Origin of the sequence: Lysinibacillus sp. NPDC097231 (assembly GCF_044761885.1) — a bacterium.
Taxonomy (GTDB): domain Bacteria; phylum Bacillota; class Bacilli; order Bacillales_A; family Planococcaceae; genus Lysinibacillus.
In genome coordinates this window covers 76,031-100,021 of sequence record NZ_JBIWDH010000003.1, presented here as the reverse complement: position 1 = coordinate 100,021, position 23,991 = coordinate 76,031, and the positions used below count along the sequence as shown (strand labels likewise).

23 protein-coding genes and 1 riboswitch are annotated in these 23,991 nt (G+C 36.5%); of the genes, 14 read left to right on the top strand and 9 right to left on the bottom strand.

The window, feature by feature from the left end; translation table 11 throughout:
- Nucleotides 1-54 precede the first annotated feature (54 nt).
- Nucleotides 55-1,323, top strand: a complete 1,269-nt coding sequence (gene tyrS / locus ACIQXF_RS03775; RefSeq protein WP_402779329.1) for a tyrosine--tRNA ligase — start codon at nt 55-57, stop codon at nt 1,321-1,323.
- Nucleotides 1,324-1,660: 337 nt separating this feature from the next.
- Here the strand turns inward: tyrS and ACIQXF_RS03770 are convergent, their stop codons facing one another.
- From ACIQXF_RS03770 to ACIQXF_RS03760, 3 genes are all read right to left on the bottom strand, one after another.
- The gene (locus ACIQXF_RS03770) at nt 1,661-2,470 is read right to left on the bottom strand and encodes a cobalamin-binding protein (RefSeq protein WP_402779327.1); all 810 of its coding nucleotides are present in this window, start codon (nt 2,468-2,470) and stop codon (nt 1,661-1,663) included.
- A gap of 124 nt (nt 2,471-2,594) precedes the next feature.
- Entirely contained in the window at nt 2,595-3,800 is a 1,206-nt protein-coding gene (locus tag ACIQXF_RS03765; protein WP_402779325.1) for an iron-containing alcohol dehydrogenase, read from the bottom strand.
- A gap of 390 nt (nt 3,801-4,190) precedes the next feature.
- Nucleotides 4,191-4,580, bottom strand: a complete 390-nt coding sequence (locus tag ACIQXF_RS03760) for a hypothetical protein (protein WP_402779323.1) — start codon at nt 4,578-4,580, stop codon at nt 4,191-4,193.
- 158 nt (nt 4,581-4,738) lie between these two features.
- On the opposite strand from ACIQXF_RS03760, the gene ACIQXF_RS03755 reads away from it, so the two are divergent.
- Together ACIQXF_RS03755 and ACIQXF_RS03750 are read left to right on the top strand one after the other, a co-directional pair.
- Nucleotides 4,739-5,341: a TetR/AcrR family transcriptional regulator gene (locus tag ACIQXF_RS03755; RefSeq protein WP_402779321.1), complete on the top strand. Its 603-nt coding sequence runs from the start codon at nt 4,739-4,741 to the stop codon at nt 5,339-5,341.
- The gene (locus ACIQXF_RS03750) at nt 5,331-6,194 is read left to right on the top strand and encodes a CPBP family glutamic-type intramembrane protease (RefSeq protein ID WP_402779319.1); all 864 of its coding nucleotides are present in this window, start codon (nt 5,331-5,333) and stop codon (nt 6,192-6,194) included. The genes ACIQXF_RS03755 and ACIQXF_RS03750 overlap by 11 nt, the downstream gene beginning before the upstream one ends.
- A 78-nt stretch (nt 6,195-6,272) precedes the next feature.
- Here the strand turns inward: ACIQXF_RS03750 and rpsD are convergent, their stop codons facing one another.
- The gene (rpsD, locus tag ACIQXF_RS03745; protein WP_402779318.1) at nt 6,273-6,875 is read right to left on the bottom strand and encodes a 30S ribosomal protein S4; all 603 of its coding nucleotides are present in this window, start codon (nt 6,873-6,875) and stop codon (nt 6,273-6,275) included.
- Nucleotides 6,876-7,446: 571 nt separating this feature from the next.
- Here rpsD and ACIQXF_RS03740 point away from each other — a divergent pair.
- Nucleotides 7,447-9,225 carry a sensor domain-containing diguanylate cyclase gene (locus ACIQXF_RS03740; protein ID WP_402779316.1) on the top strand — a complete coding sequence of 593 codons (1,779 nt, stop codon included), beginning with the start codon at nt 7,447-7,449 and terminating at the stop codon, nt 9,223-9,225.
- A gap of 91 nt (nt 9,226-9,316) precedes the next feature.
- On the opposite strand, the gene ACIQXF_RS03735 is transcribed toward ACIQXF_RS03740, so the two are convergent.
- Nucleotides 9,317-9,796, bottom strand: a complete 480-nt coding sequence (locus ACIQXF_RS03735; protein ID WP_402779314.1) for a GAF domain-containing protein — start codon at nt 9,794-9,796, stop codon at nt 9,317-9,319.
- A gap of 24 nt (nt 9,797-9,820) precedes the next feature.
- Entirely contained in the window at nt 9,821-10,615 is a 795-nt protein-coding gene (gene hisJ, locus ACIQXF_RS03730; RefSeq protein ID WP_402779312.1) for a histidinol-phosphatase HisJ, read from the bottom strand.
- 199 nt (nt 10,616-10,814) lie between these two features.
- Here hisJ and ezrA point away from each other — a divergent pair, with 199 nt between their 5' ends.
- The 5 genes from ezrA to ACIQXF_RS03705 all read left to right on the top strand — a co-directional run bounded on the left by ezrA (nt 10,815) and on the right by ACIQXF_RS03705 (nt 16,073).
- Nucleotides 10,815-12,515: a septation ring formation regulator EzrA gene (gene ezrA, locus ACIQXF_RS03725; RefSeq protein ID WP_402779311.1), complete on the top strand. Its 1,701-nt coding sequence runs from the start codon at nt 10,815-10,817 to the stop codon at nt 12,513-12,515.
- A gap of 149 nt (nt 12,516-12,664) precedes the next feature.
- On the top strand, nt 12,665-13,108 hold the full coding sequence (locus ACIQXF_RS03720; RefSeq protein WP_402779309.1) for a GNAT family N-acetyltransferase: 444 nt from the start codon (nt 12,665-12,667) through the stop codon (nt 13,106-13,108).
- Nucleotides 13,109-13,343: 235 nt separating this feature from the next.
- Nucleotides 13,344-14,504 (top strand): cysteine desulfurase family protein, encoded by a 1,161-nt coding sequence (locus ACIQXF_RS03715; RefSeq protein WP_402779307.1) that lies wholly within the window; start codon nt 13,344-13,346, stop codon nt 14,502-14,504.
- The gene (thiI, locus tag ACIQXF_RS03710) at nt 14,501-15,712 is read left to right on the top strand and encodes a tRNA uracil 4-sulfurtransferase ThiI (protein ID WP_402779305.1); all 1,212 of its coding nucleotides are present in this window, start codon (nt 14,501-14,503) and stop codon (nt 15,710-15,712) included. The genes ACIQXF_RS03715 and thiI overlap by 4 nt, the downstream gene beginning before the upstream one ends.
- A gap of 142 nt (nt 15,713-15,854) precedes the next feature.
- The gene (locus tag ACIQXF_RS03705) at nt 15,855-16,073 is read left to right on the top strand and encodes an alpha/beta-type small acid-soluble spore protein (RefSeq protein WP_402779303.1); all 219 of its coding nucleotides are present in this window, start codon (nt 15,855-15,857) and stop codon (nt 16,071-16,073) included.
- A gap of 86 nt (nt 16,074-16,159) precedes the next feature.
- On the opposite strand, the gene thiE is transcribed toward ACIQXF_RS03705, so the two are convergent.
- Genes thiE through thiM form a run of 3 tightly spaced genes read right to left on the bottom strand, consistent with a single transcriptional unit; the run spans nt 16,160 to nt 18,364 of the window.
- The gene (thiE, locus tag ACIQXF_RS03700) at nt 16,160-16,795 is read right to left on the bottom strand and encodes a thiamine phosphate synthase (RefSeq protein ID WP_402779301.1); all 636 of its coding nucleotides are present in this window, start codon (nt 16,793-16,795) and stop codon (nt 16,160-16,162) included.
- Nucleotides 16,785-17,609, bottom strand: a complete 825-nt coding sequence (thiD, locus tag ACIQXF_RS03695) for a bifunctional hydroxymethylpyrimidine kinase/phosphomethylpyrimidine kinase (RefSeq protein ID WP_402779299.1) — start codon at nt 17,607-17,609, stop codon at nt 16,785-16,787. The genes thiE and thiD overlap by 11 nt, the downstream gene beginning before the upstream one ends.
- Nucleotides 17,609-18,364, bottom strand: a complete 756-nt coding sequence (gene thiM, locus ACIQXF_RS03690) for a hydroxyethylthiazole kinase (RefSeq protein WP_402779297.1) — start codon at nt 18,362-18,364, stop codon at nt 17,609-17,611. The genes thiD and thiM overlap by 1 nt, the downstream gene beginning before the upstream one ends.
- Before the next feature lie 90 nt (nt 18,365-18,454).
- Nucleotides 18,455-18,553, bottom strand: a riboswitch (TPP riboswitch).
- A 187-nt stretch (nt 18,554-18,740) separates the two neighbouring features.
- Here thiM and mbcS point away from each other — a divergent pair.
- From mbcS to ACIQXF_RS03665, 5 genes are all read left to right on the top strand, one after another.
- Nucleotides 18,741-20,324: an acyl-CoA synthetase MbcS gene (mbcS, locus tag ACIQXF_RS03685; RefSeq protein ID WP_402779295.1), complete on the top strand. Its 1,584-nt coding sequence runs from the start codon at nt 18,741-18,743 to the stop codon at nt 20,322-20,324.
- Between the two features lie 201 nt (nt 20,325-20,525).
- Nucleotides 20,526-21,539 (top strand): signal peptide peptidase SppA, encoded by a 1,014-nt coding sequence (gene sppA, locus ACIQXF_RS03680; protein WP_402779293.1) that lies wholly within the window; start codon nt 20,526-20,528, stop codon nt 21,537-21,539.
- A 12-nt stretch (nt 21,540-21,551) separates the two neighbouring features.
- Nucleotides 21,552-22,157: an RDD family protein gene (locus ACIQXF_RS03675; RefSeq protein WP_402779292.1), complete on the top strand. Its 606-nt coding sequence runs from the start codon at nt 21,552-21,554 to the stop codon at nt 22,155-22,157.
- 201 nt (nt 22,158-22,358) lie between these two features.
- Entirely contained in the window at nt 22,359-22,862 is a 504-nt protein-coding gene (gene tpx, locus ACIQXF_RS03670) for a thiol peroxidase (RefSeq protein WP_402779290.1), read from the top strand.
- Nucleotides 22,863-22,951: 89 nt separating this feature from the next.
- Nucleotides 22,952-23,881 carry a class I SAM-dependent methyltransferase gene (locus tag ACIQXF_RS03665; RefSeq protein ID WP_402779288.1) on the top strand — a complete coding sequence of 310 codons (930 nt, stop codon included), beginning with the start codon at nt 22,952-22,954 and terminating at the stop codon, nt 23,879-23,881.
- The last annotated feature ends 110 nt before the right edge of the window (nt 23,882-23,991 follow it).

The window sequence follows — 23,991 nt, the reverse complement described above, 5'->3', positions numbered from 1 at the left end:
TTTTTTATTTCCCCTACACGTAACGAACAACAAACACTTTAAGGAGGAATAATAATGACGAATGAATTATTACAAGATTTAGAATGGCGCGGCCTACTATACCAACAAACAGACGCTGAAGGTATGGTTAAATTATTAAATGAACAGTCGGTTTCTTTATACTGTGGTGTTGACCCGACTGCGGATTCTATGCATATTGGACATATTGTGCCTTTATTAACGCTTCGTCGATTCCAAAAAGCAGGTCATCGTCCGATTCTACTAGTTGGAGGTGCGACTGGTATGATTGGAGATCCATCTGGTCGTTCAGAAGAACGTCAATTGCAAACAGTTGAGCAAATTGATAAAAACGTTCAAGGTATTCGTAGCCAATTAGAACGTATTTTTGACTTTGCAGAAGATGGTAATGGTGCTCAGCTAGTCAATAACCGTGACTGGATTGGCGATATGAATACGATTGAGTTTTTACGTGATTATGGAAAATTAATTAACGTAAATTACATGCTAGCAAAAGATACAATTGCATCACGTTTAGATACAGGTATTTCCTTTACTGAGTTTGCGTACACGTTAATTCAAGGGATTGATTACAATCATTTATACAACCATTACAACTGCCGCATTCAAGTAGGTGGCTCTGATCAGTGGGGGAATATTACAACTGGTTTAGAAGTTATTCGTAAAACGCATGAGGAAGAGACAAAAGCATTTGGGATAACAATTCCATTAGTAACAAAAGCAGATGGCACGAAATTTGGTAAAACAGCTGGTGGTGCTGTATGGTTAGATGGCAAGAAAACATCTCCGTACGAGTTCTACCAATTCTGGATTAATGCTGCGGATGCAGACGTTGTGAAATACTTGAAAATCTTCACATTCCTTTCTCGTGAGGAAATTGAAGCATTAGCAGTATCTGTAGAAGAGGAACCACATTTACGTAAGGCACAAAAAGCCCTTGCTGAAGAAATGACTCGCTTAATTCACGGTCATGAGGCGTTAGACCAAGCAATTCGTATTACTGCTGCATTATTCTCAGGCGATTTAAAAGCACTTTCTGCTGATGAAATGAAGGATGCGTTTAAGGATGTTCCTTCTATTGAAATGGCGAAAGAAGACAAAAACATTGTCGACTTACTTGTAGAAGCGGGAATATCACCTTCAAAACGTCAAGCTCGTGAAGATGTAACGAATGGTGCGATTAGTGTGAACGGTGAAAAAGTCACTGAATTAGAATATGTAATTGACGGTAAGGATCGTTTAGAGGACGCATTTAGCATCGTACGCCGTGGTAAGAAAAAATATCATATGGTGAAGTTTGTTTAACTTCTTCCAGCAGGTGTTTGGACACCCGCTGAAATAGAGGAACTCAGTCTAAGAACGCCACGTCCTGTGGCATTACCGAAATGACCGACATCGTGTCGGCCCCCACGCAGGCCTAATCACAAAGCCGGTTCCAGACGCATTGTTTATCTGTGCGAAAGCGAAGCGACAGCAACAATTATGCTGAGGCATAATTTGATACTAGACTCACCAAAAGAAACATCCCTTCGAAATTTGAAGGGATGTTTCTTTTGGTTGGAAAATTAATGTCTTCATAAAATTAAGAAAAAGTGTGGCTCTTCTGCAACACCCCGTTTTGGTGAATGTCCATTCTTTCGTTTTAGCTACCTAAAAAACTAGGAAGCTTTATGTGTTCATATTCTTTGGGGTGAAGCAACTTCGCTAGCTTTAGTGCACCCTCTAGTAGGCGTGGTGATGGGCGACAATAAAGCCATTCCTCCATTACATAAAGCTGTTTCAGTTTAACGGCTTGTAGCTCCTGAGCGTATGAACGTTTTAATAAATTAGCTGGTTGAATTCGCTCAAAAGCGACTCCTACCCAAGCCATCATAATATAGGAAGGATTTCGGCTTACTACATCTGCCCAATCAGTTTGTACACTTGCTAGTTCTACATCCTGAAATAAATTTTGCCCACCGGCAATGGCACTAATTTCAGTTAACCAATTCGTTCTACCTGGTGTAAAAATAGGATTTGGCCACCATTCCCAATAAATTGTAGGCTTCTTAGGCAGTGTTTGTGCAACTGAACGAAGATGTTCGACACATTGTAAATATTCCACAGAAATTTTTTTTGCACGCTCTTCAACACCGCAGGCCATACCCAATGTACGGAGATCCTGGGCAATTTCATCTAATGAATTGGCATTAAAAATAATGTGTGGAATGTTTCTTGCTTGTAACGCTTCAATATTTTTCTCCATTCCAGGGACGCTTAGGGATGCGAGTACAAGATCAGGCTGCAATGCCTCTAATGCATCCATATCAATCGATAAATCTGGACCAAGCTGAGGTAAGTCTTTTACTGTTAATGGCCAATCCGAAAAATCATCAACACCCACAAGCCGATCAGTCAGCCCTAAATAAGCAACAAGCTCGGTATTACTAGGACAAATTGAGATTAAACGCATATTCATATCTCCAATTCTTTTTAAGAAAAGTATAGCTAGTGTTGGAATTACATACAACGACCAAATGCTTTTTCTCCACAATAAAAATGGCATGCCTTCAGGAGACATGCCGTTTGATTACTTATTAAGAAAGTGCGATAGCTTCAAGTGATTCTTCTTTTTCCGTTACTGGGCCCATCGCATTTGTAATAATTTGTTTAATGTCCTCTAAAGTTGCTTTACGAGGGTTTGTTGCAGCACATACATCTAACATTGCATTTTTCGCTAAGATTTCAATATCCTCATCCTTCGCTCCTAATTCCCGGAAGCCACTTGGGATATTTAAATCGTTTGATAGTTTTTCGATAGCTACAATTGCTTTTTCAGCAGCATCACGTTTGCTTAACCCTTCAACATTTTCCCCTAATAATTCAGCAATTGTTGCAAAACGCTCAGTACGTGCTGTTAAATTGAAGCGGCAAACATGTGGCAATAAAATGGCATTACATACGCCATGTGGTAGGTTATAGAAGCCACCTAATTGATGAGCAATTGCGTGCACATAACCAAGCGATGCATTATTAAACGCCATGCCTGCTAAAAATTGTGCGTAAACCATTTGCTCACGTGCTTCTAAATCTGCACCGTTAGCGTAGGCACGTGGTAAATATTCAGGAACTAGCTGAAGCACCTTTTCCGCACATGCATCAGTAATCGGAGTTGCATTTGTTGACACAAAGGATTCGATCGCATGTGTTAATGCATCTAAACCAGTTGCCGCAGTTAGGGCAGGGGGTAAGCCAACCATTAACTCAGGGTCATTAATTGACAGTAATGGAGTAACATGTTTGTCAACGATGGCCATTTTCACTTTGCGCGCTATATCTGTGATAATTGTAAAGCGAGTCATTTCACTTGCTGTACCAGCAGTTGTGTTGATAGCAATTAATGGTACCAACGGGTTTTGAGATTTGTCAACGCCTTCGTAATCATGAATGCGTCCACCATTCGAAGCAATAAGTCCGATACCTTTTGCTGCATCGTGTGCGCTACCTCCTCCAAGAGAAACGATTGAATCACAGCTTTCGGCGTGATATACTGCAACCCCATCTTCAACGTTTTGATCTGTCGGATTTGGTTCTGCTTTCGGGAAAATTGCTACATCAATTCCAGCAGCTGTAATGATGTTAGCAATTTGTTCAGAGAGGCCTAATTTGTGTAAACCCTCATCTGTTACGATTAATGTCTTTTTCACTTCTAAATCATTTAAGCGTTTACCAACCTCTTGAATTGCTCCAGGTCCAAATAAGTTTGTTTTCGGCATAACAAATTGCTTTAGAACGTCTGACATATTTCCAACCCCTTTAAGAAAATTGTTATTGCTTGAATGATGGCGAACCACCTTTCGAAATTCATGGTATGCTATTTTTTGTTAAAGTTCAACTCGTATTTTTATTAAAAATGTTAATTTTAATGATGTTATTATTTTACAAAATAGTTAGTTGATTATGTTAGATGTTGAAAGGCTTTGTTACATAGATTATTGATTTGAACTGGGTTTGGAAATTGTTTTCTTATGAAAGTAAAATATATTTTTAGAAAAACAGTTCTATTTTTAAGAGGGGTTGAATAGTAAATAACTGATAATTCGTTTTACTTATAAAAGTAGTGATTATATTGTTTTTATATAGTGTAATTACTATTTTAATGTACATAAAATCGTCATATTTTATGGGAATATTTAAAGTTTACTTCTTCCTTTTTTTAAAATGTTTAAAGATATCCATAATGCGAGAAGTAAATAAAGAATAATCGTATAGCCAAGAAATGCACAAATAGCTAATACTGCTTCGGAATGAGTACTAATAAGGGGATAACCACTAGGAGCATTGAAATGGTATTCTTCTTGTTCGTAACCAAACCAAATAGCTGCTAGCAAAAAGCTTACTAATAAAAAAGCTAGTAAAGCCTTTTTATGAAAAGTGATTTGCAGTAAGCTGTCTTTAAAAATAATGAGAAAAGTGCGTCGTTGTTGAATTTCCTTACATTGATACTTATTAAAGGGCACTAAGAAAAAAATCATGATTCCACTAAAAATTATGATCATCACAGTAAGTTCAGATAAATCCATTACTCCCTCTTTGAATTTCCGATATTTTCTATTAAGACTTCCGTTAGGTTAAAGAGTTCCCCCTTCTACTGATGAAACTCAACATGTTTTACAGGGATATTTGCAATTTTATTGAATAATATTTCAATGAAAAGATTTTCAATAAAGGGGTGTGGGATATGTCAATTCGGCATGATCAGAAAGAACAAAGGAAATCCTTAATTTTACAATCTGCGCTAGATTTATTTATAAGAAAGGGCTATGGTGAAACGAAAATTGCTGATATTGCTAAAGCTGCTGATATGAGTATGGGGTTGCTCTTTCACTATTTTGACTCTAAGGAAAAGCTTTATGAAGAACTTATCCGAATAGGCTGTGAAAGACTTAAAATGGATTTTAATTTTTCTAGCGATTCGCCATTGGCTATTTTTAAGGGGGCTGCTGAGGAGATGTTTAACATGATAAGCATAAATCCATTTGCTGCAAAAATGTTTGTACTTATGGAGAATGCTCAACATCTAGAATCTTTGTCAGAGGATTTAAAAGAAATGCTTATAGAAGCAGATAAATTGATTAAAAGGAGTATTCCATTAATAGAAAAAGGGCAGTTGCTTGGAGAAATTAAACAGGGGAATGCAGAAGCGCTTGCAGTGGCATTTTGGTGTTCTATTCAAGGGATTGCCCAATATATTGCATTGCATCCTGAAAAGCCTTGTCCCAATACAATGTGGATTATGTCTATTGTTGAAAACAAGGAGGGCGCGCTTAGAAGTGAAGACTAAAAGAAATTTAATCATCTTCATAGTTGTTGTGCTTTTATGTGGTTGGCTTGGTGTTTTAGTGGATAGGGTTATCTCTGAACAACCTAAAGGTGACACCCTAGGTATGGGGATTTGGCTTGTTTTACCGTTACTGACAACAATAATGTTACGTACCTTTGCAGGAGACGGTTGGCGGGATGTAGGTTTATTACCTAATTTGAAAGATAATTTAAAATGGTATGTTTTCTCGCTTTTTGTCTATCCTGTAGTCACATCTATAGTGTTGCTAATTAGCTATGTATTTGGCTGGATGGATTTTTCAAATTTTAATATTAATACAGTGGTTTCCGTTTTCGTTGGTGGTTTGCTACCTCAATTTGTGAAAAACTTTTTTGAGGAATCTGTTTGGAGAGGGTATTTGACAAGCAAACTTTCAAGGTTAAAGGTAAATGATTTTTGGTTATACCTTATTGTTGGTGGTGTTTGGGGAGCGTGGCATATCCCGTATTTTTTAGTGTTCTTATCAGAAAGTGATATCATCGATGTACTTCCTGTCAATAGATGGTTATTCACGTTAGTCGGTATTGTCACGATGATTTGCTGGACAGTAATGTACACAGAAATTTACCTAATGACGAAAAGTATTTGGCCACTTGTTCTCATGCATATGACAGAAGATGCACTTGTGAATCCGCTTATTCTTGATGGGTATATCAAAATTGCGCAAGGAAAAGAATTTCTTGTTTCTCCAACAGCAGGGATCATAACGACATTACTATACCTTATGGTTGGATTGATGTTGCGAATGAAACGAAAAAGACTGGAGGAAAGGTCTGTACCGACAGCAACTTCAACAGCTATTGTTGAAAATTAAAAAGTTTTAATCATGAAAAAATCCTAAAAACCATAGATATAACAAGGTTTTTAGGATTTCTATTTTTAAAGAATTCTCTTATCGAGAGTAGTACTCTACGATGAATGCTTCGTTGATTTCAGCTGATAATTCAGAACGTTCTGGAAGGCGAGTGAATGTACCTTCTTTTTTATCAGCATCAAATGTTACGTAGTCAGGTACGAAGTTGTTTACTTCGATTGCTTCTGTTACTACAGCAAGGTTTTGAGATTTTTCACGAAGAGAAATCGTTTGACCTGGTTTTACGCTGTATGATGGAATATCAACGCGTTTGCCATCTACTAAGATATGACCGTGGTTAACTAATTGACGTGATCCACGACGTGTACGAGCTAAACCTAAACGGTAAACAAGGTTGTCAAGGCGAGTTTCAAGAAGGATCATGAAGTTTTCACCATGTACACCTTTCATTTTACCAGCACGGTCGAATAGAGTACGGAATTGACGTTCGTTCATGCCATACATGTGACGAAGTTTTTGTTTCTCTTGAAGTTGTAAACCGTATTCTGATAATTTTTTACGTTGGTTTGGACCGTGTTGACCCGGTGCGTAAGGGCGTTTTTCGATTTCTTTACCTGTACCGCTTAGTGAGATACCAAGACGACGTGATAATTTCCAAGATGGACCTGTATAACGAGACATATTGTTGTCTCCTCCTTTAAATTTGGTTTTTTTGTTGTAAAACAAAAACCAGTAGTACCCATTCTTATACGCATTTTATTTTCATGTACTTTCGCCTATGCAGCCGTTAGGTTACACAATACACCATCTATTTGTTGTTTAATCTAGGTAGTTATATTCAATAAAATAGAGGAATAAAATACAGTAATAAGCTTATACCACTGCTGCGTTTATTTTACACAACCTTCATTGTAACTGCTTATTACATAGACGTCAATTATTAGGCTAACTATTTTTGAAAAAGGATATATAGTAGGAAACTCCTTTCTTTCAATTTTACACTATATAGAAATAGTTAATGATACGGTGAGAAATGTAAAATATAAATGTAAAATTAGAATAACATAGTCAAAATGACACAAATTATGTATAATATATTATAAGTTAATAGTAATTGATTCGCACGTTATATAGAAAAGGTGATTTCATGACAGACCATTTACAAACGCTAAAATATATAAAATCAGATGTTTTGAGCTTTTGGGTGAGTTCTAAGGAAGAACAAGCCGGTTTTAATGAGTATTTTTATTCATTGAAACAGTGTCTAAAGAAGCACTTGGAAATTGAAAATGCGGCTTTTCTTAGTTTTGAAGGTAATTCTTTAATACCTGTTGAAGAAATGGCTGCTCTAACAATTGAAACAAAACTAAATGCTGTGTCATGGCTAATGGTTGAAGCTAGCTTTTATCAACAAAAAATAGTAAAGATTCCTTATATATTAAAAGAAAAAGAAGCCTACTCGATGATGACAGATATGGTGCTTTTACAAGCAGAAGGCAAAATTCCGATTGGTATATTGCTCGTAGAGGCAACAGATGCCTGGACCGACTTTATTATTTCGGATTACGGTGAAGAGTGTCTGGAAACGCTTACCAAAGTTCTTCAGATGATTAGAGAAAATTTAGAAGTAAAAGTGAATGAAGATCAATATCGAAAATTGTATAACATGACTGATTTATTTCATTCCACCATGGATATCGATTTAATTTTAGAAAATGTCTTAAAAAATATTAAGGATAATTTCCCAGAGTTTAATGTTGAGCTTATATTATCGAATGATCAAGATCGCCATACGACCATCGATATTAAGCTTTTTGATTACTTATCTGAAAGACCTGCAACAATTGAGGCTTTTGTATCAGGAGAGCTGACAACGGAGCTTGCAAGCGATTTGAATTGTCGATTATTAAACGCGCCTATAAAAGGAAGACAAGCTATTTATGGTATATTACAAGTAAGTGCACCTACAACCTATCTTTTTACAACGACAGAGAGGGATTTTGTGCGTATGCTAGCACAAGCTTCAGGAAATGCACTCGAAAATGCAAAATTATACCATCAATCGCATCGCCTCGTCAGTGACTTACAACTCATCAATGAAACATCACATCGATTAAATATGAGAATTGACATTCATGAAATGTTACTTTTTCTACAAAAACAGTTAATGAAATCTTTTCAGCCAATGGAAGTTTGTTTTGCTTTTAAAAATAATAACACCTTTGAAGTGACAGATGCCAGTACAGCGCTATTCAATTCGGTGGAGGGGCAAACATATATAAAACATGTTGAACAACATTTTGAACATACTAATGATCCACTATTTATTGCTGATTTTAGCCGTTTAACCCCTAATCAAATTAAATATCGTTCAATTATGGCAATTCCAATTTTAATGGAAGAAGAAATAAATGGCTTTAGTATAGTGTTACACAAGGATCCATACTTCTTTTCGTTTGATAGCTTTAAATTAATGCAATCTTTAATCCATCACTCTTCTTTAGCGATTGCAAACTCAATATTACGAAATCAACTTCAGGAAATGGTAGACTTGGATCACTTGACTAAATTATATGCAAGAAGTTATTTAGACCAATATGTAGAAAAATCGCTTAAAAATGATCAATCCGGAATGTTCTTACTCATTGATATTGATAATTTTAAACGTATTAATGATACTTATGGCCATCAAATTGGTGATAAGATTCTTATACAAATTGCAGCACAGTTAAAAGAAATGATAGGAACTCGAGGAATTTGTGCACGCTGGGGCGGAGAGGAAATGTCCGTGTATGTGCCAAATATTGATGAACAAGAAGCAATTGAATTGGCAGCGGCAATTGTAGCAATAATCCCAAGTGCAACCGATCCTCAAGTGACAATTTCAGCGGGTCTCATTACATGGGATGAACTGTACCGTCCAGCGTTTCAATCTGTTTTTCTACATGCAGATACAGCTCTTTATGAAGCCAAAAACAGTGGTAAAAATCGATTTTGTATTCACAATCGATCCTATCAAACAAATCCTTAAAAACTAGCAAATGCTTTTGATGAAAGTGAATTGCCCTGAAATGACAATGATAAAACCATTTCAGGGCAATTTTTTTGTTTTTCATTTATCATTACAAATGAGGAAGTAATGTTTTTACAAATAGTTCTAAACCATCTTGATCTTCCTTAGAAAATCGACCTACTATCGGACTGTCAATGTCAAGAACACCAATAATCTCACCTTGATTTACCAAGGGAATAACAATTTCAGATTGTGAAGCGGCGTCGCAGGCAATATGACCTGGAAAGGCGTGGACATCTTTTACGATTATTGTCTCTTTATTTGCTACAGCTGTTCCACAAACACCACGTCCTATAGGTATTCTAACGCAGGCAGGTAAACCTTGAAATGGCCCTAATACGAGCTCATCTCCTTGTAATACATAAAAACCAACCCAGTTAATATTTGTTAGAAATTGATTTAGTAATGCTGAGGCGTTACTTAAATTTGCAATGCGGTCTGTTTCTCCTGTAAGCAAGGCGTCTAGTTGTTTTGCTAGTGTATGATATTGTTCAGCAATTGGCCCTTCGTAATTAATTTGTGTAAACATAAAAGCACCTCGTTTGAAATTTATTTATCTTGGAAATATAGCATTGTAGTGTTGATGTAAATCAGTAACACTATGGGCATCTGAACCGAAAACAAAAGGTAGCCCAATCGATTTACTATAATCGATGAAGGTAAATGGTGGATAAGGTTCTTGACAATATGTTTTACTTAATCCAGCGCTATTTAAATCTAGCTCATAGCCTTCTTGCTTCATGAAATCCAAAACTTCTCGAATCCTTACCGAATCATCAATTTTCACCTTATGTGCTAATTGAAATTTGTGAATAAGTGATGGATGCCCGATGCGTCTCGGCTTATATGGTCCTAAATCTGCTTTAATGGATTGCAGGACAGTATCATAGTATAAATCATATACTTGTTCAATGGAGCCTACTTTTTTTGAAAATTTCATAAAGTTTTCTGCAGAAAAGTCGATACATTCAAAGGTATTTTGCCATTGTAAAAAATGGACTGATAAAATAGAGTCATCTAAAAAGTGCCCATATGTATCAAGAAATTTACGTGTTTCTTGTTCAAAGCCTTGAATATAGTCAACCTCTAGACCAATATGAATGCGAATGTCATGAACATATTGCTTTTGAAGGTGTTGCAAATCTTCAAAATAAGCCATTAAAAATTCTGGATTCATACCACTATCTTGTTCCGGTGTAGGGTCAACAAAACTTATCGGTAACGGTGCATGCTCGGTAAAAGTAATATCTGTAAAGTTATGAGCGATTGCTTTTTCAATATATTGCTTAAATGAATCGGAAGTACCATGTGGACAATAGGGGCTATGAATATGTCCGTCTCGTTTCATAAAATTACCACTCCTTTAGCTTTCGAATAAAAACAATCATTTCTTTTGCGCCTGTTGTTTCTAACTTAAGAAGCTGTCATGCTTGAGTGGCGTATAACACTTTTGTGAAAAACACTCAAATTTTAGTACAAAAGGCGAAAACATAGTATATAATAAATACAACTAGCCAATTCGTTTATTGTAGAATAGGAGGCTTACGATGGAGTATATCATCATTCCGATTATCCTACTATTAATTTTCGCTATAGTAGGATTTATGATGCGACGAAAACATATTGCAATCATTGCAAAGCTTGAAAATGAAAAATTACAAATACAACACAATCCCATAAATGAAGAAATTTCAAAAGTTAAATCTTTAAACATGAATGGTGAAACAGAAGAGATGTTTGAACGATGGCGCAATAGCTGGGATGAAGTCATCGATGTACATATGACAAAAATTGATTCGCTTTTATTTGACGCGGAGGACCAAATTAATAGGATGCGTTTTAAGAAAGCAACGTTCATTGAACGTGAGATAGAAGATTATATTGAAAAGTGTGAACAAGATAAAGATAAAATCTTAGAGGAACTAAATGAATTGATTGGCAGCGAAGAAAAGAATCGTATTGAAATTGAACAATTAAAAGAGTATTATCGCTCTGCACGTAAAACATTGTTAGCACACCAGCATTCATTTGGCGTTGCACTACCAGCTCTGGAGAAAAAGCTTGAGACGTTTGTTCAAAAGTTTGAAGAATTTGATGTGCTTACTAGTGAAGGGAATTACTTGCAGGCGCGAGAAATTGTTATTAGCTTAAACCATGAATCACAACAAATTTTTGAATATATAAATAATGTCCCAACAATTTTAACGGAATTACAAGTAAAGCTACCAGGGGCAGTTCAAGAATTGCGCAATGGCCAACGTGAGATGGAAGAGCAATCCTATTATTTACAACATTTAGAGTTAGCTGAGGCACTGGGTAAGTTTGAAGAAGAATTTAAGACATTAAAAAATGAGTTAGCAGAGCTTAACTTGACAGTTGTTAAGCCACGAGTTGCTGAAATAAATGAAGAGATTGATCGTTTCTATGATCTGCTTGAAAAGGAAGTAATCGCTAAAAATTATGTTGATCAGAATTGTGATCGGTTATTAGGTTCAATCACCAATGTTATGAGTTCGACAAGAATAATAAGTGATGAGGCAACCTTTGTACAGCAGAGCTATCATTTAAATGAAAAAGATGCGGAAATTCCAAAGGCAGCTTTAAAGCAATTAGAGGCATTACAACGTCGCTATGATTTATTAGCGATACGTGTTAAAGAAGAAAAATCTGCTTATTCAAGTTTGCAGGAAGAACTGATTGAAATTAGCGATGAGCTCGAACGTATTCATGAGGAACAAGGACATTTATCGAATACGATGAAGAAACTGCGAATTGATGAAAACAAAGCCCGTACGCAAGTAGAAAATTTAAAGAAAACATTACAAGAAACTGACCGACTTTTAAATAAGGCCAACATCCCAGGTATTCCTGAGGAGATGGATGCACGTTTAGATGAGGCAGCAGAGCATATTTATTTGGTGATGCAAAGCCTACAAGAAGTACCGCTTAACATGGGAACTGTTCATAATAATTTAAATGCTGCAACACTCTGTGTAGAGGATGTAAAAGCAAAGGCTTATGAATTGATAGAAAATGTAATGCTGATTGAACGTATTATTCAGTATGGTAATCGCCATCGTGCAGCAAATCCAAAATTAAATGCTCGTTTAAGAGAAGCGGAAGAAGCTTTCCATCAATTCCGTTATTCTAAGGCGTTGGAGGAAGCTGGAACAGCAGTTGAAGAAATGGACCCAGGCGCTTTAAAACGAATTCAAGAGCTCGTAGCTGAAGAATCCATTCCAAGATAGTTTGACACAGCTATATTAGAAATTGATCGGCTGTCTAAAAAGTATGGTTAATACTTTTTGGACAGCTTTGTTATTGAAATCAGACGAAAGTAACAGATAGAACCAACTGATGAAAAGGGATGTGCAAATTGCGATTTTTTATTAAAGAAATGAATGAAAACTATGCGACTGATATTGTAAGTTGGAAATACGAAGCACCATATGATTTTTATAACAACGAGCTATCTGATGAATCACTAAAAGAAATACTCGATAATCCATATTATTCAATCGTTAACGACAATGATGAACTAGTCGGTTTTTTTTGTACAGGAGCATCTGCACAAGTACCTAAAGGGCATGACTATGGTGCTTATTTAGACAAATGTATGGATGTAGGTATTGGGATGAAACCGGAACTAACAGGAAAAGGTTTTGGTACAGAATTTGTTGCATTTGTCTTAAACCAAATACAACAAAAAAATCAGTTACCTCTCCGCTTAACCGTAGCTAAATTTAATACGAGAGCAATTCATTTATATGAAAAACTAGGCTTTGAAAAAGACATGGAATTCACAGCGTCAAGTGCATTTTTAACAATGCTAAAAAAATAAATTTTATCGTTTTCTTGCCTTGCAATATTACTCAAACAAAATTTTGCATTCATGCTTTTGCACTTTTTGATGTTAGAAATGTTCAGATACCACTCTATAAAGGGTGGTTTTTCGTATTAAAAGTAAATGAATGAGTGACTAAATTAGAATAATTGTTAAAGTTAGTGGTCAATCGTTCAAGATTGAGTTATGATAAATACCGTTAAATCAACGTTTTGAAAGTGTGTGAATAGTAATGGAAGTGAATACAATTTATTTAGACAACAGTGCAACAACAAAACCTTTAACAGAGGTTATGCAAGCATTTATGGTAGTGAATGAGCAGTATTATGCTAATCCTGCTTCCATTCACGCAATGGGAGTTGAATCAAACGAATTATTAATGCGTGCACGTGAGCAAGTAGCAGATATTTTGCACACAGAAGCAAAAAATGTGCTATTTACATCAGGTGGTACTGAATCCAATAACACAGCTATTTTTGGTTTAGCACGTAGCAACACTCATATAGGGAATAATATTTTAACAACTGAAATCGAACATCCATCTGTTTTAGAATCGTTTAAGCAGCTTGAACAAGAGGGCTTTGACGTGGAATATTTGCATATAGATAAAAACGGAGTGATATCTTTAGATGAGCTACGTACAAAAATACGCAAAGATACCATCTTAGTAAGCATAATGCATGTAAATAATGAAATGGGTGCAATTCAGCCAATTTTTGAAGCTGCAAAAATTATACATGAATTGAGTCGTGCAGTATTTCATGTTGATGCCGTACAAAGCTTTGGTAAATTACCTATATCATTTAAAGATGAAGAGGGACCAGATTGTATTTCGATCTCAGGCCATAAAATTCATGGCTTTAAAGGCTCGGGAGTATTAGCATTCCGAAAAAAAATGACATGGCAACCATATGCACTAGGTGGAGGACAGGAATTTGGTTTACGTAGTGGAACAGTAGCTGTCCCACAAGCCGTCGCATTATCTAAAGCAGCCCGAATAGCAGTGGAGACGATGAATGACCGAGCAGAAAAATATCGCAGGTGGCATGAAGAAATATGCACGCAGTTACGTGGATATGGAGATGCAGTGCATATTTTATCAACACCTCAAGGAGCTGCACATATCTTATCATTTAGTATTCGCGATTTAAAAGGTGAGGTCATTATTAATGCATTGCAAAAGCGCAATGTTATTGTTTCAACATCAAGTGCTTGTTCATCGAAGCAAACAAAAACAAGTCATGTTGTAGAAGCGCTAAAGCTTGATGAACATTTTAAAAAGGGTGTCATTCGTATAAGCTTTGGTGCATATGTAACGGATGAAGATATAGTAAAGTTTAAACAAGTGCTTCAGGAAGTATTAAAGGAACTTAAAGGAGAACATATACAATGATTTGGAAAGAAATATTAATTCGATATGGTGAGCTTTCTACAAAAGGGCGCAATAAAATGGATTTTATTCGTCGTTTGCGTGAGAACATTCGTCATGCGTTTGCAGATTTAGGACACTTACACATTCGTACAGAACGTGATCGTATGTTTATTGCTATTCAAGATGAAACTCAGATGGATGCTCTATTAAAAGGATTACCCAAAATTTTCGGCATTCAATCATTTAGTCCAGTTGCAGCATGTGAAAAAGATATTGATGCTATGAAAAAGCTTGCAATTACTATTATGGATACTTTTAAAAATGAGCAGCAACTTACCTTTAAGGTTGAAGTAAAGCGTACTGATAAAACATTTCCATTAGAATCTCATGCCATCCAACGCGAAATTGGCGGTTTTGTTTTACCTCAGTACAAAAATTTATCAGTAAAAGTGAAAAAACCTGATATCGAGCTTCGCGTAGAAGTACGTCATGATGCAACATATATGATGGCCCAAGTTATTCCGGGTGCAGGTGGAATGCCAGTAGGCTCAAACGGGAAATCATTATTAATGCTTTCCGGTGGTATAGATAGTCCTGTAGCTGGATATTTAATGATGAAGCGTGGAGTGCGCTTAGAGGCGATTCACTTCTTTAGCCCACCATATACAAGTCAAAATTCATTGGAAAAAGTAAAGGTGCTTGCCAATGAATTAACGAAGTTTGGCGCAAGTATTCGTTTACATGTCATTCCTTTTACTGAAATACAAGTTCTTATTAAAGAAAAAGTACCTTCTAATGTATCGATGACAACAACTCGTCGTATGATGCTAAAAGTTGCTGACAAAGTACGTGAAGAAATTGATGCACTAGCTATTGTTACAGGTGAAAGTCTTGGACAAGTAGCAAGTCAAACATTGGAAAGCCTAACAGCTATTAATGCAGTAACGAACACACCAATTTTACGTCCGTTAATCTCATCAGATAAATTAGAAATTATCGATATTGCAGAGAAAATTGGCACATATGAAACGTCTATCCAGCCATTTGAAGATTGCTGTACAATTTTTACCCCTGCAAGCCCAAAAACAAAACCAAAGCTTGAAAAGGTTGAGCATTATGAAAGCTTCTCTGATTTTGATGAGTTAATCGAACGCGCTGTGAAAAATCGGGAAGTCTATATTTTCCCCAAAAAAGAGCAAGAAGCCGATAAATTCGCAGATCTTTTATAGTAGAAAACAGTCGCCTCAAAAGAACATTTTGAGGCGGCTTTTTTATTTGTGCCATTTACTTTAGAGGTACAATTTACCTTTAAAAAATTTCGTATTAAAAATCTAATAACGCACATTCTATATTCACAAGGAGGTGAGAGACATGACTTCAAACAACAACCGCAGTTCAAACAAGCTTGCAGTACCTGGTGTAGAGCAAGCACTTGATCAAATGAAATACGAAATTGCACAAGAATTTGGTGTTCAATTAGGGGCTGATGCTTCAGCTCGTGCTAACGGATCCGTTGGTGGTGAAATCACTAAACGTCTTGTACAAATGGCAGAATCTCAATTAAAAGGTATGCCACACAACAACCAATAATTGCTTAATTAGCAATTAAAATTAAAACCAGTGACCGTAAAAGGCACTGGTTTTAGTTTGCTTTATTTTTTTATTTTTAATCCTTTTTAAAAAATTGATGAAGATTTAAATGTAGAGACTGTATTTGAAATATCCTCACTTTCGCAAATCGCAGAAATAACAGCAACTCCATCTGCGCCAGCTTTAAATACCATATGTGCATTCGAACAATTTATACCCCCGATTGCAACAATTGGAAGCGTTGGATATTGTTTTCGAACTTGCTGTAAAAACGTTGTCCCACTAGGTGGCTTGGCGTCACTCTTAGAAGTAGTTGAAAAAATAGGGCCAATTCCTACATAATCTGCACCATATTGTAAGGCAGTTTGTAATTCTTCTTGTGAATGAACTGAGACACCAAGAAGCATCTTACCAACTTTTTCACGTACAATCGATATAGGTAAATCATCCTGTCCCACATGAACACCATCCGCACTAAGTTTCACAGCAAGCTCCACATCATCATTAACAATGAACGGAACATTGTATTGTCGGCAAAGCTTTTGACATAGGCGTGCAAAATTTTCATATGCTTGTCCAGTTAATGCTTTAGCTCCTTTTTCACGAAATTGAAACATTGTCACCCCAGATTGTAAAGCTTCTTCAAGGACATTTATTGGTTTCTGATTAAAAACATTGCCTGTACCCATAATAAAATATAGCAGTAAATCTTCACGTTTCATGAATGATCACCTCACAGGAATCCTTAAAGCTTTGATAAGCAAAATGATTCGTAGGACCATGGCCATTGCCAAGAGATAGATCATAAGTTATTGCTAATTGGATAAATTTTTTTGCTTCTACAATCGCTTCTTTTATAGGAAGTCCGCTTCCGAGAAAAGCAGTTAAAGCAGCGGAGAACGTACAGCCTGTACCATGCGTATTTTTTGTGGAAATTCGAGTGGACTGCATGGAAAATGATCGACTGTCTTGAAAAAATACATAATCAATTGCATAATCTTTATCCGCTAAATGACCGCCTTTTATAATGACACATTGCACACCCAATTGTAATAAAATCTGAGCCGTTTCCTTAATGTCAGCTAGTGTTTTAATTGATCTTCCAGTAAGTGTTTCAGCCTCAGGAATGTTTGGTGTAACGATTGTTGCTAATGGAAGTAAATCGTTTTTCATTGCATTTATCGCTTCTTGCTGTAACAAGCTTTCACCGCCTTTGGCAATCATTACAGGATCTACAATTAGCGGAATGTCTACTTCAGCCATAATATTTGCAATAGATTGAATGATTTCAGAGGAAAATAGCATACCTGTTTTAACAGCACTAATAGAAAAATCATCGATTAAAGCACGAAGTTGTTTTTCAACAAAGCTAACTTCAACTGGCAAAACGTCCGATACACCAAGTGTGTTTTGGGCAGTCAAAGCTGTTATGACGGAAGTTCCAAATACCTTTAATTCTTGAAAGGTTTTTAAATCAGCCTGTATGCCAGCGCCGCCACCACTATCTGAACCAGCAATTGTTGTGACAATATGCATTATTTTTCACCATCCTTTGAAAATCGGTGTAGTTCGTTCAATACTGCTATTTGAAAATCACCCATATATTGAGTGGATGATGCTGCTAATTGAGCCACTGTTTTATAAAGCGATAACGTATCTACCATTTGACTGAAAGGTTCACTACCTGCAACGTAGGCAGCACAGCAAATGGCACTGAGTAAACAGCCTGTTCCAGTGACTTCTGTCATTAGTGAATTTCCACCTGTAATCCATTGAATCTGCTCACCATCAGTAATCAAATCCTTTTCGCCGGTTACAATAACCATACAATTGTAGAGCTGAGCAATTTGTAGAGCCTCGACTTCGATAGAAATTGAGCCATGTCCACTATCTACACCCTTTTGTTGCCAGTCAACATTAGCAATTGCCGCAAGCTCCCCTAGATTACATCGAATTGCAGCAAATTTTATTTCCTCTAGCAAAAGCTGTACTGTTTGTTTACGATAAGTTGTTGCGCCTGCACCTACAGGATCTAAAATAACGGGAATACCAAGCGCATTTGCTTTTTTTCCTGCAAGTAACATTGATTCTTTTGTTCGCTCATTAAGTGTGCCGATGTTAATCAATAAGCCTGAGGCAAGAGCGACCATTTCCTCAACCTCAAGGCTATCATCAGCCATGACCGGAGAAGCACCTATTGCCAATAAGCCATTTGCTTGGAAATTTGCCACAACATAATTGGTAATACAATGAATAAGTGGATTTTGTTTACGGATAGTTTGAAGTATCATTTCATGTCCTCCTCTATTGGATGGACGTAAGCGTGCAAAAAAGGCTCTTTTCGTGCAGAACGTACACGTAAAAAGAGCCTTTCATCAATGAGTTAGATGTAAATTGCTCCCTACGTCAGTATTAACTAACAGGTTCAAAGGGTCAGGTTTTACCTTCTCAACTCAAAATGAGTCCCCCTGCAATCATGCTTTTAGTTGACCAAAATGTACCATACTTTTCTTTCGTATTCAATAGAAAAATCTTTCAATCAAGATATGACTGATGCCATATAGTGGAGTATGATAGTTGTCACGACTTTTATAAAATAGTGTACCTTCCATTGAAAATGGTGAAATTGGAGTTTTATAATGGGCATAGCAAAAGGGGGCATTTGCCATGAAAAGACAGGATTTAATCGCACCAGAATGGTACAACATATCAGAGGAAATCGAAAAATATGCACAGGATTCTACAAAAAATGCATTAATCGTGTATAACGAAAACGAAGAAATTCAGCACATAACATATGCTAGTTTACTCGAAAAGGCGAATCAGGCAGCTCACGTATTTACATCCCAAGGTTTAACAAAAGGTGATGTAATTTTAGTCATGGTGCCGAGGTCAGTCGAAGCATATATCGTATATATTGCAGCATTAAAGGCAGGTCTAACGATTATACCAAGCTCGGAAATGCTAAGAACGAAGGATATTGAATATCGAATCAAGCATGCAGATGCAAAAGGTGTTGTTGCATTCGAGCCATATATTGAACAATTTGATAACGTGGAAAATTTACAGGGGATACAGCAATTTGTCATTGGTTATGCACATAAACCTTGGCAGTCTTTACTTGAAAAAATGCAAAAACAACCAACAACCTACATAAGCACTACACCAACTAAGAGTACGGACAATGCATTTTTAGCTTATACGAGTGGTACAACAGGCAATCCCAAGGCAGCTGTGCACACACATGGCTGGGGATATGCACACTTACGAACAACGGCACCGAATTGGTTAGGTGTGCAAGAAAATGACATTGTCTGGGCTACAGCTGCTCCAGGCTGGCAAAAATGGATTTGGAGTCCGTTCCTTGCCACGTTAGGAAGTGGGGCAACCGCATTTGTCTATAAAGGTAAATTTGATGCGGCAACATACCTTTCATTGCTTGAAAGATTCAATATTAATATTCTGTGTTGTACACCAACCGAGTATCGATTTATGGCAGTGCTTGAAAATTTACAAGATTTCAATTTAAGTACAATTCGCCAGACTGTGTCAGCGGGTGAACCTTTAAATAGTGAAGTTATAAAGGTGTTTTCAGAAGTCTTTAATTTACAAGTACGAGATGGCTATGGACAAACAGAAAATACATTACTTGTTGGGACAATGGTAGGGATGAAGGCAAGAATTGGCTCAATGGGTAAACCTACTCCAGGTAATACTGTAGAAATAATTGATGATTTTGGAAATCCTGTTTCAGTTGGAGAAGTCGGAGACATTGCTGTACATCGAGAAACACCTGCATTATTTAAAAAATATTTGAATGATCCTGAACGAACAAATTTACAATTTAGAGGCGATTGGTATATAACTGGAGACCGTGCATATAAAGATGATGATGGTTATTTTTGGTTTGAAGGTCGTGGAGATGATGTCATTATTTCCTCTGGCTATACGATAGGTCCATTTGAAGTTGAAGATGCATTAATGAAGCATCCAGCAGTTAAAGAAGCTGCCGTTGTAGCGAGTCCAGATGAGGTTCGTGGAAATATTGTGAAGGCTTTTGTTGTGCTCTGCGACGGTGAAATTGGAAATGTAGCACTTATTAAAAACCTGCAAAATCATGTAAAGGCTTTGACAGCACCTTATAAATATCCTCGTGCCATTGAATTTGTAACAGAGTTACCCAAGACTGCATCTGGTAAAATTCGCCGTGTCGAATTACGTCAGCAAAAGAAAAATTACACACATAAATGATTCTCCAGAGAATACAGCAATAATTTCCTGGGGAATAATGTCGAAAATCAAGGTTCGTGCTCCTTTATGAACTTTGATTTTTTTAATGATATTAGGTAAGGTATTATGGGGAATGTTTAGGATAAAACTTTTGCATATTATTGCAAAAAAATGAAACAATTTAGTAAGTCAACCGTATAAGTGATAAGGAGGCGGAAAGACATGAATGTTAAAAGGTGGACTGCATTAATAATTGCAGGAGTATTACTAGTATTTTCATTGGGGATAAACACCATATTCGCAATAGTTAAATCAGATTTCTTTGGAAATTTTGATAGCTTGATGGCTGGAAATGAATTGAGTGTAATGGAAACGGTTATTGAAAACGGTGATTTTAATAAACGTATTGCATATTTGACAGTAGATGGAACGATTCAAGATGTTGGTTCAAGTACTTTATGGCAACCAGTTGCGTATGATCATAAATTTTTCTTACAACAGTTAGATAATATTTTAAATGATGATACTGTCCAAGGCATTGTCTTGAATGTCAATTCACCTGGAGGCGGTGTAAAGGAATCGGCGGAAATTTACAAAAAGCTTTTGAAAATTAAAGAAGAACGACAAATTCCAATCTATGTTTCTATGGATTCGATGGCAGCTTCTGGAGGTTATTACATTTCGGCTCCTGCAGATAAAATTTTTGCACAACGCGATACAATAACAGGCTCAATCGGTGTTATTATGCAATCAATCAATTATCAAGCACTAGCAGAAAAAGTGGGTATAAAATATGAAACATTTAAATCTGGTGCACATAAGGATATGCTAAGTCCAATGCGAGAAGTGACACCAGAGGAACGTGCTATGATGCAAGATATGATTAATGAAACATATGAAGAATTCGTTAATATTGTAGAAAAGGGACGCAATATGCCTGAAGCAGATGTGAAAAAAGTTGCCGATGGTCGAATTCTTAGTGGTACGAAGGCACTTGAAGCAGGCTTAATTGATGAAATTGGTGATAAGGAAGCAACAATTGCTGCATTACGTGAAGACTTCGGTTTACAAGACGCAGAATTATATGAGTATTCATATGATGTGGGCGGCTGGCAATCGTATGTTGGTATGAAGATTGGATCGATGTTTGGTCCATCAACAGAGGAAAAAATGCTAATGAAAATTATGACGGAATACAAAGCACCAAAAATGATGTATTTATATGGTGAATATTAGGGGGGGAGTACAATGACAAACAATGAGGTTGTTATGCAAGGTTCACCCTCTATGGAAAATATGCTCCTAATTGATAAATCAGAGAAGCCAATAAACTATGCATTAAAAACGGCAGGTTTTTGGATTCGTTTCTGGGCATTTTTGTTGGATGGCTTAATTATTACAGCAGTTGTCGGAATTATCATTAACCCAATTTTTTATTTAATGGATTGGTCATTATCTGAAACAGTGTGGTATGCACCGATTTCGATTATTTCCGCTATTTTCTATTACAGCTACTTCGTATTAATGACGAAATTCTTTGGTCAAACATTAGGGAAAATGGTATTTGGATTACGTGTTATTTCATTAAAGCATGATAAACTAACTTGGTCAGATGTGTTATTCCGAGATTGGATTGGACGTATTATTAGTAATACTTTCATACCACTTTATATTCTGGTAGTCATTTTACCAGAGAATCAAGGTTTACATGATTTTTTTGCGGATACTACAGTTGTACATGAAAAAATTTATATTGAAAAAGACATAGCACAACTATCTGTACCAATCCAGGAGGAAAAACCTGAAAAGCTAGAAGAAGAACCTGAAAAGCTAGAGGAAAAGAACGAAGATTAATGTTTAGAGCTGTCTCAACATCATGAGGCAGCTCTAGTTTTTGATTACAGCAATGATGTGACCTAGATCAAGTTTGGAAGATTTTGAAATACCATAATCAATACAATTAACTCTTTGAACTTTTTGATAAGCTGTCTCAGTTGCAATTAATTCTCCTCATTTAGTAATATTATGTACATATGATGATTAGGAGGCGTTTATATGGCACAAGTAACATTTAAAAATGGCCCAGTAACAATTGTAGGTAACGAAGTAAAGGTTGGAGATCAAGCACCTGATTTCACTGTATTAGCAAATGATTTATCTCCTGTTACTTTAAAAGATTCAGAGGGGAAAATTCGTCTATTTAGTGTTGTTCCATCATTGGATACGGGCGTATGTGATGCACAAACACGTCGTTTTAACGAAGAAGCAGCAAACTTAGGGAATAATGTGGTTATTTACACGGTATCTGTTGACCTTCCGTTTGCCCAAAAACGTTGGTGTGGTGCAGCAGGAATCGATGCTGTTCAAACAGTTTCTGATCACCGTGACCTTTCATTCGGTGAAGCATATGGTGTATACATTCAAGAATTACGTCTTCTAACACGTGCAGTATTTGTTGTGGATGCTAATGACAAAGTGACATATGTGGAATATGTTCCTGAGGCAACAGACCATCCAAACTATGAAGCGGCCATTGCAGCTGTAAAAGCACTAGCATAATTCGCTACTTTTAGGCTAAGATAGTACTAGACAAAGGGGCTGTGACAAGTATTTGTCACGGCTCTTTTCTGTGTGAAAGGAAGTTAGATATGGAAAACATTGAGAAGTTATTTGGGATGCTAAATGATCATGCTGAAAAAATAGAAAAAGAACATAATATAACATTATTAGAAGGTGTACTAGACGGTTTAGAAGCATGGCTAGATGGGGAAGTTGATTTTTCTCAAGAAGGTGCAACAAAGGAAGATATTCGTAAAGCAATTCAAATTGCTATTTTAAAGGGTATGCGAAAAGGTTCCCAACCGAATCACCAAATGACGCCAGATACTCTTGGGTTATTAGTTGGTTATTTTGTGGAACAAATTTTTGCGGATCGTCTAGGGGCTGAAAAGATTTCCATTTTAGATCCGGCGGTAGGTACAGGGAATCTACTGTTAACAGTTATGAATTTATTAGATGGAAAAATTGAAGCTACTGGTGTAGAGGTTGATGAGCTACTTATTCGTTTAGCTGCTGCTACAGCTGATTTAACAGAGCAGTCAGTTTCTTTATATCGTCAAGATGCATTACAAGATCTATTAGTAAATCCTGCTGATGCTATTGTTTGTGATTTACCTGTCGGATATTATCCAAATGAAGATGTTGCATTAGAGTACGAACTATGCCCTTCTGAAGGAATGAGTTATGCACACCATTTATTTATTGAACAGTCCATTAACTACACTAAGGATGGTGGCTACTTATTTTTCCTTGCACCTACACATCTCTTTGAATCTGAGCAGTCTAAACAACTGCATAAATACATTCAAAAACATGCGTGGATTCAAGCAATTATTCAGTTACCAGACACAATGTTCGCCAATAAAGCGCTTGAAAAAAGTATTGTCATTTTACAAAAACATGGTAATGAGTTTAAAGCACCGAAAGAGGTGTTGCTAGCAAAAGTACCAAATATGCAAAATAAACAAGCCCTTGCTATGTTCTTTGAAAAAGTGAAGATGTGGCAAGAAGGTAAATAGTAAAAAGGTATCCGAAATAGGATACCTTTTCATAGTGTTGAAAACAAAATAGTCAAGGAAATCTTAGTGAATATTAGGCACCTTAAATGAGGTGATTTCCGCTACTCGCT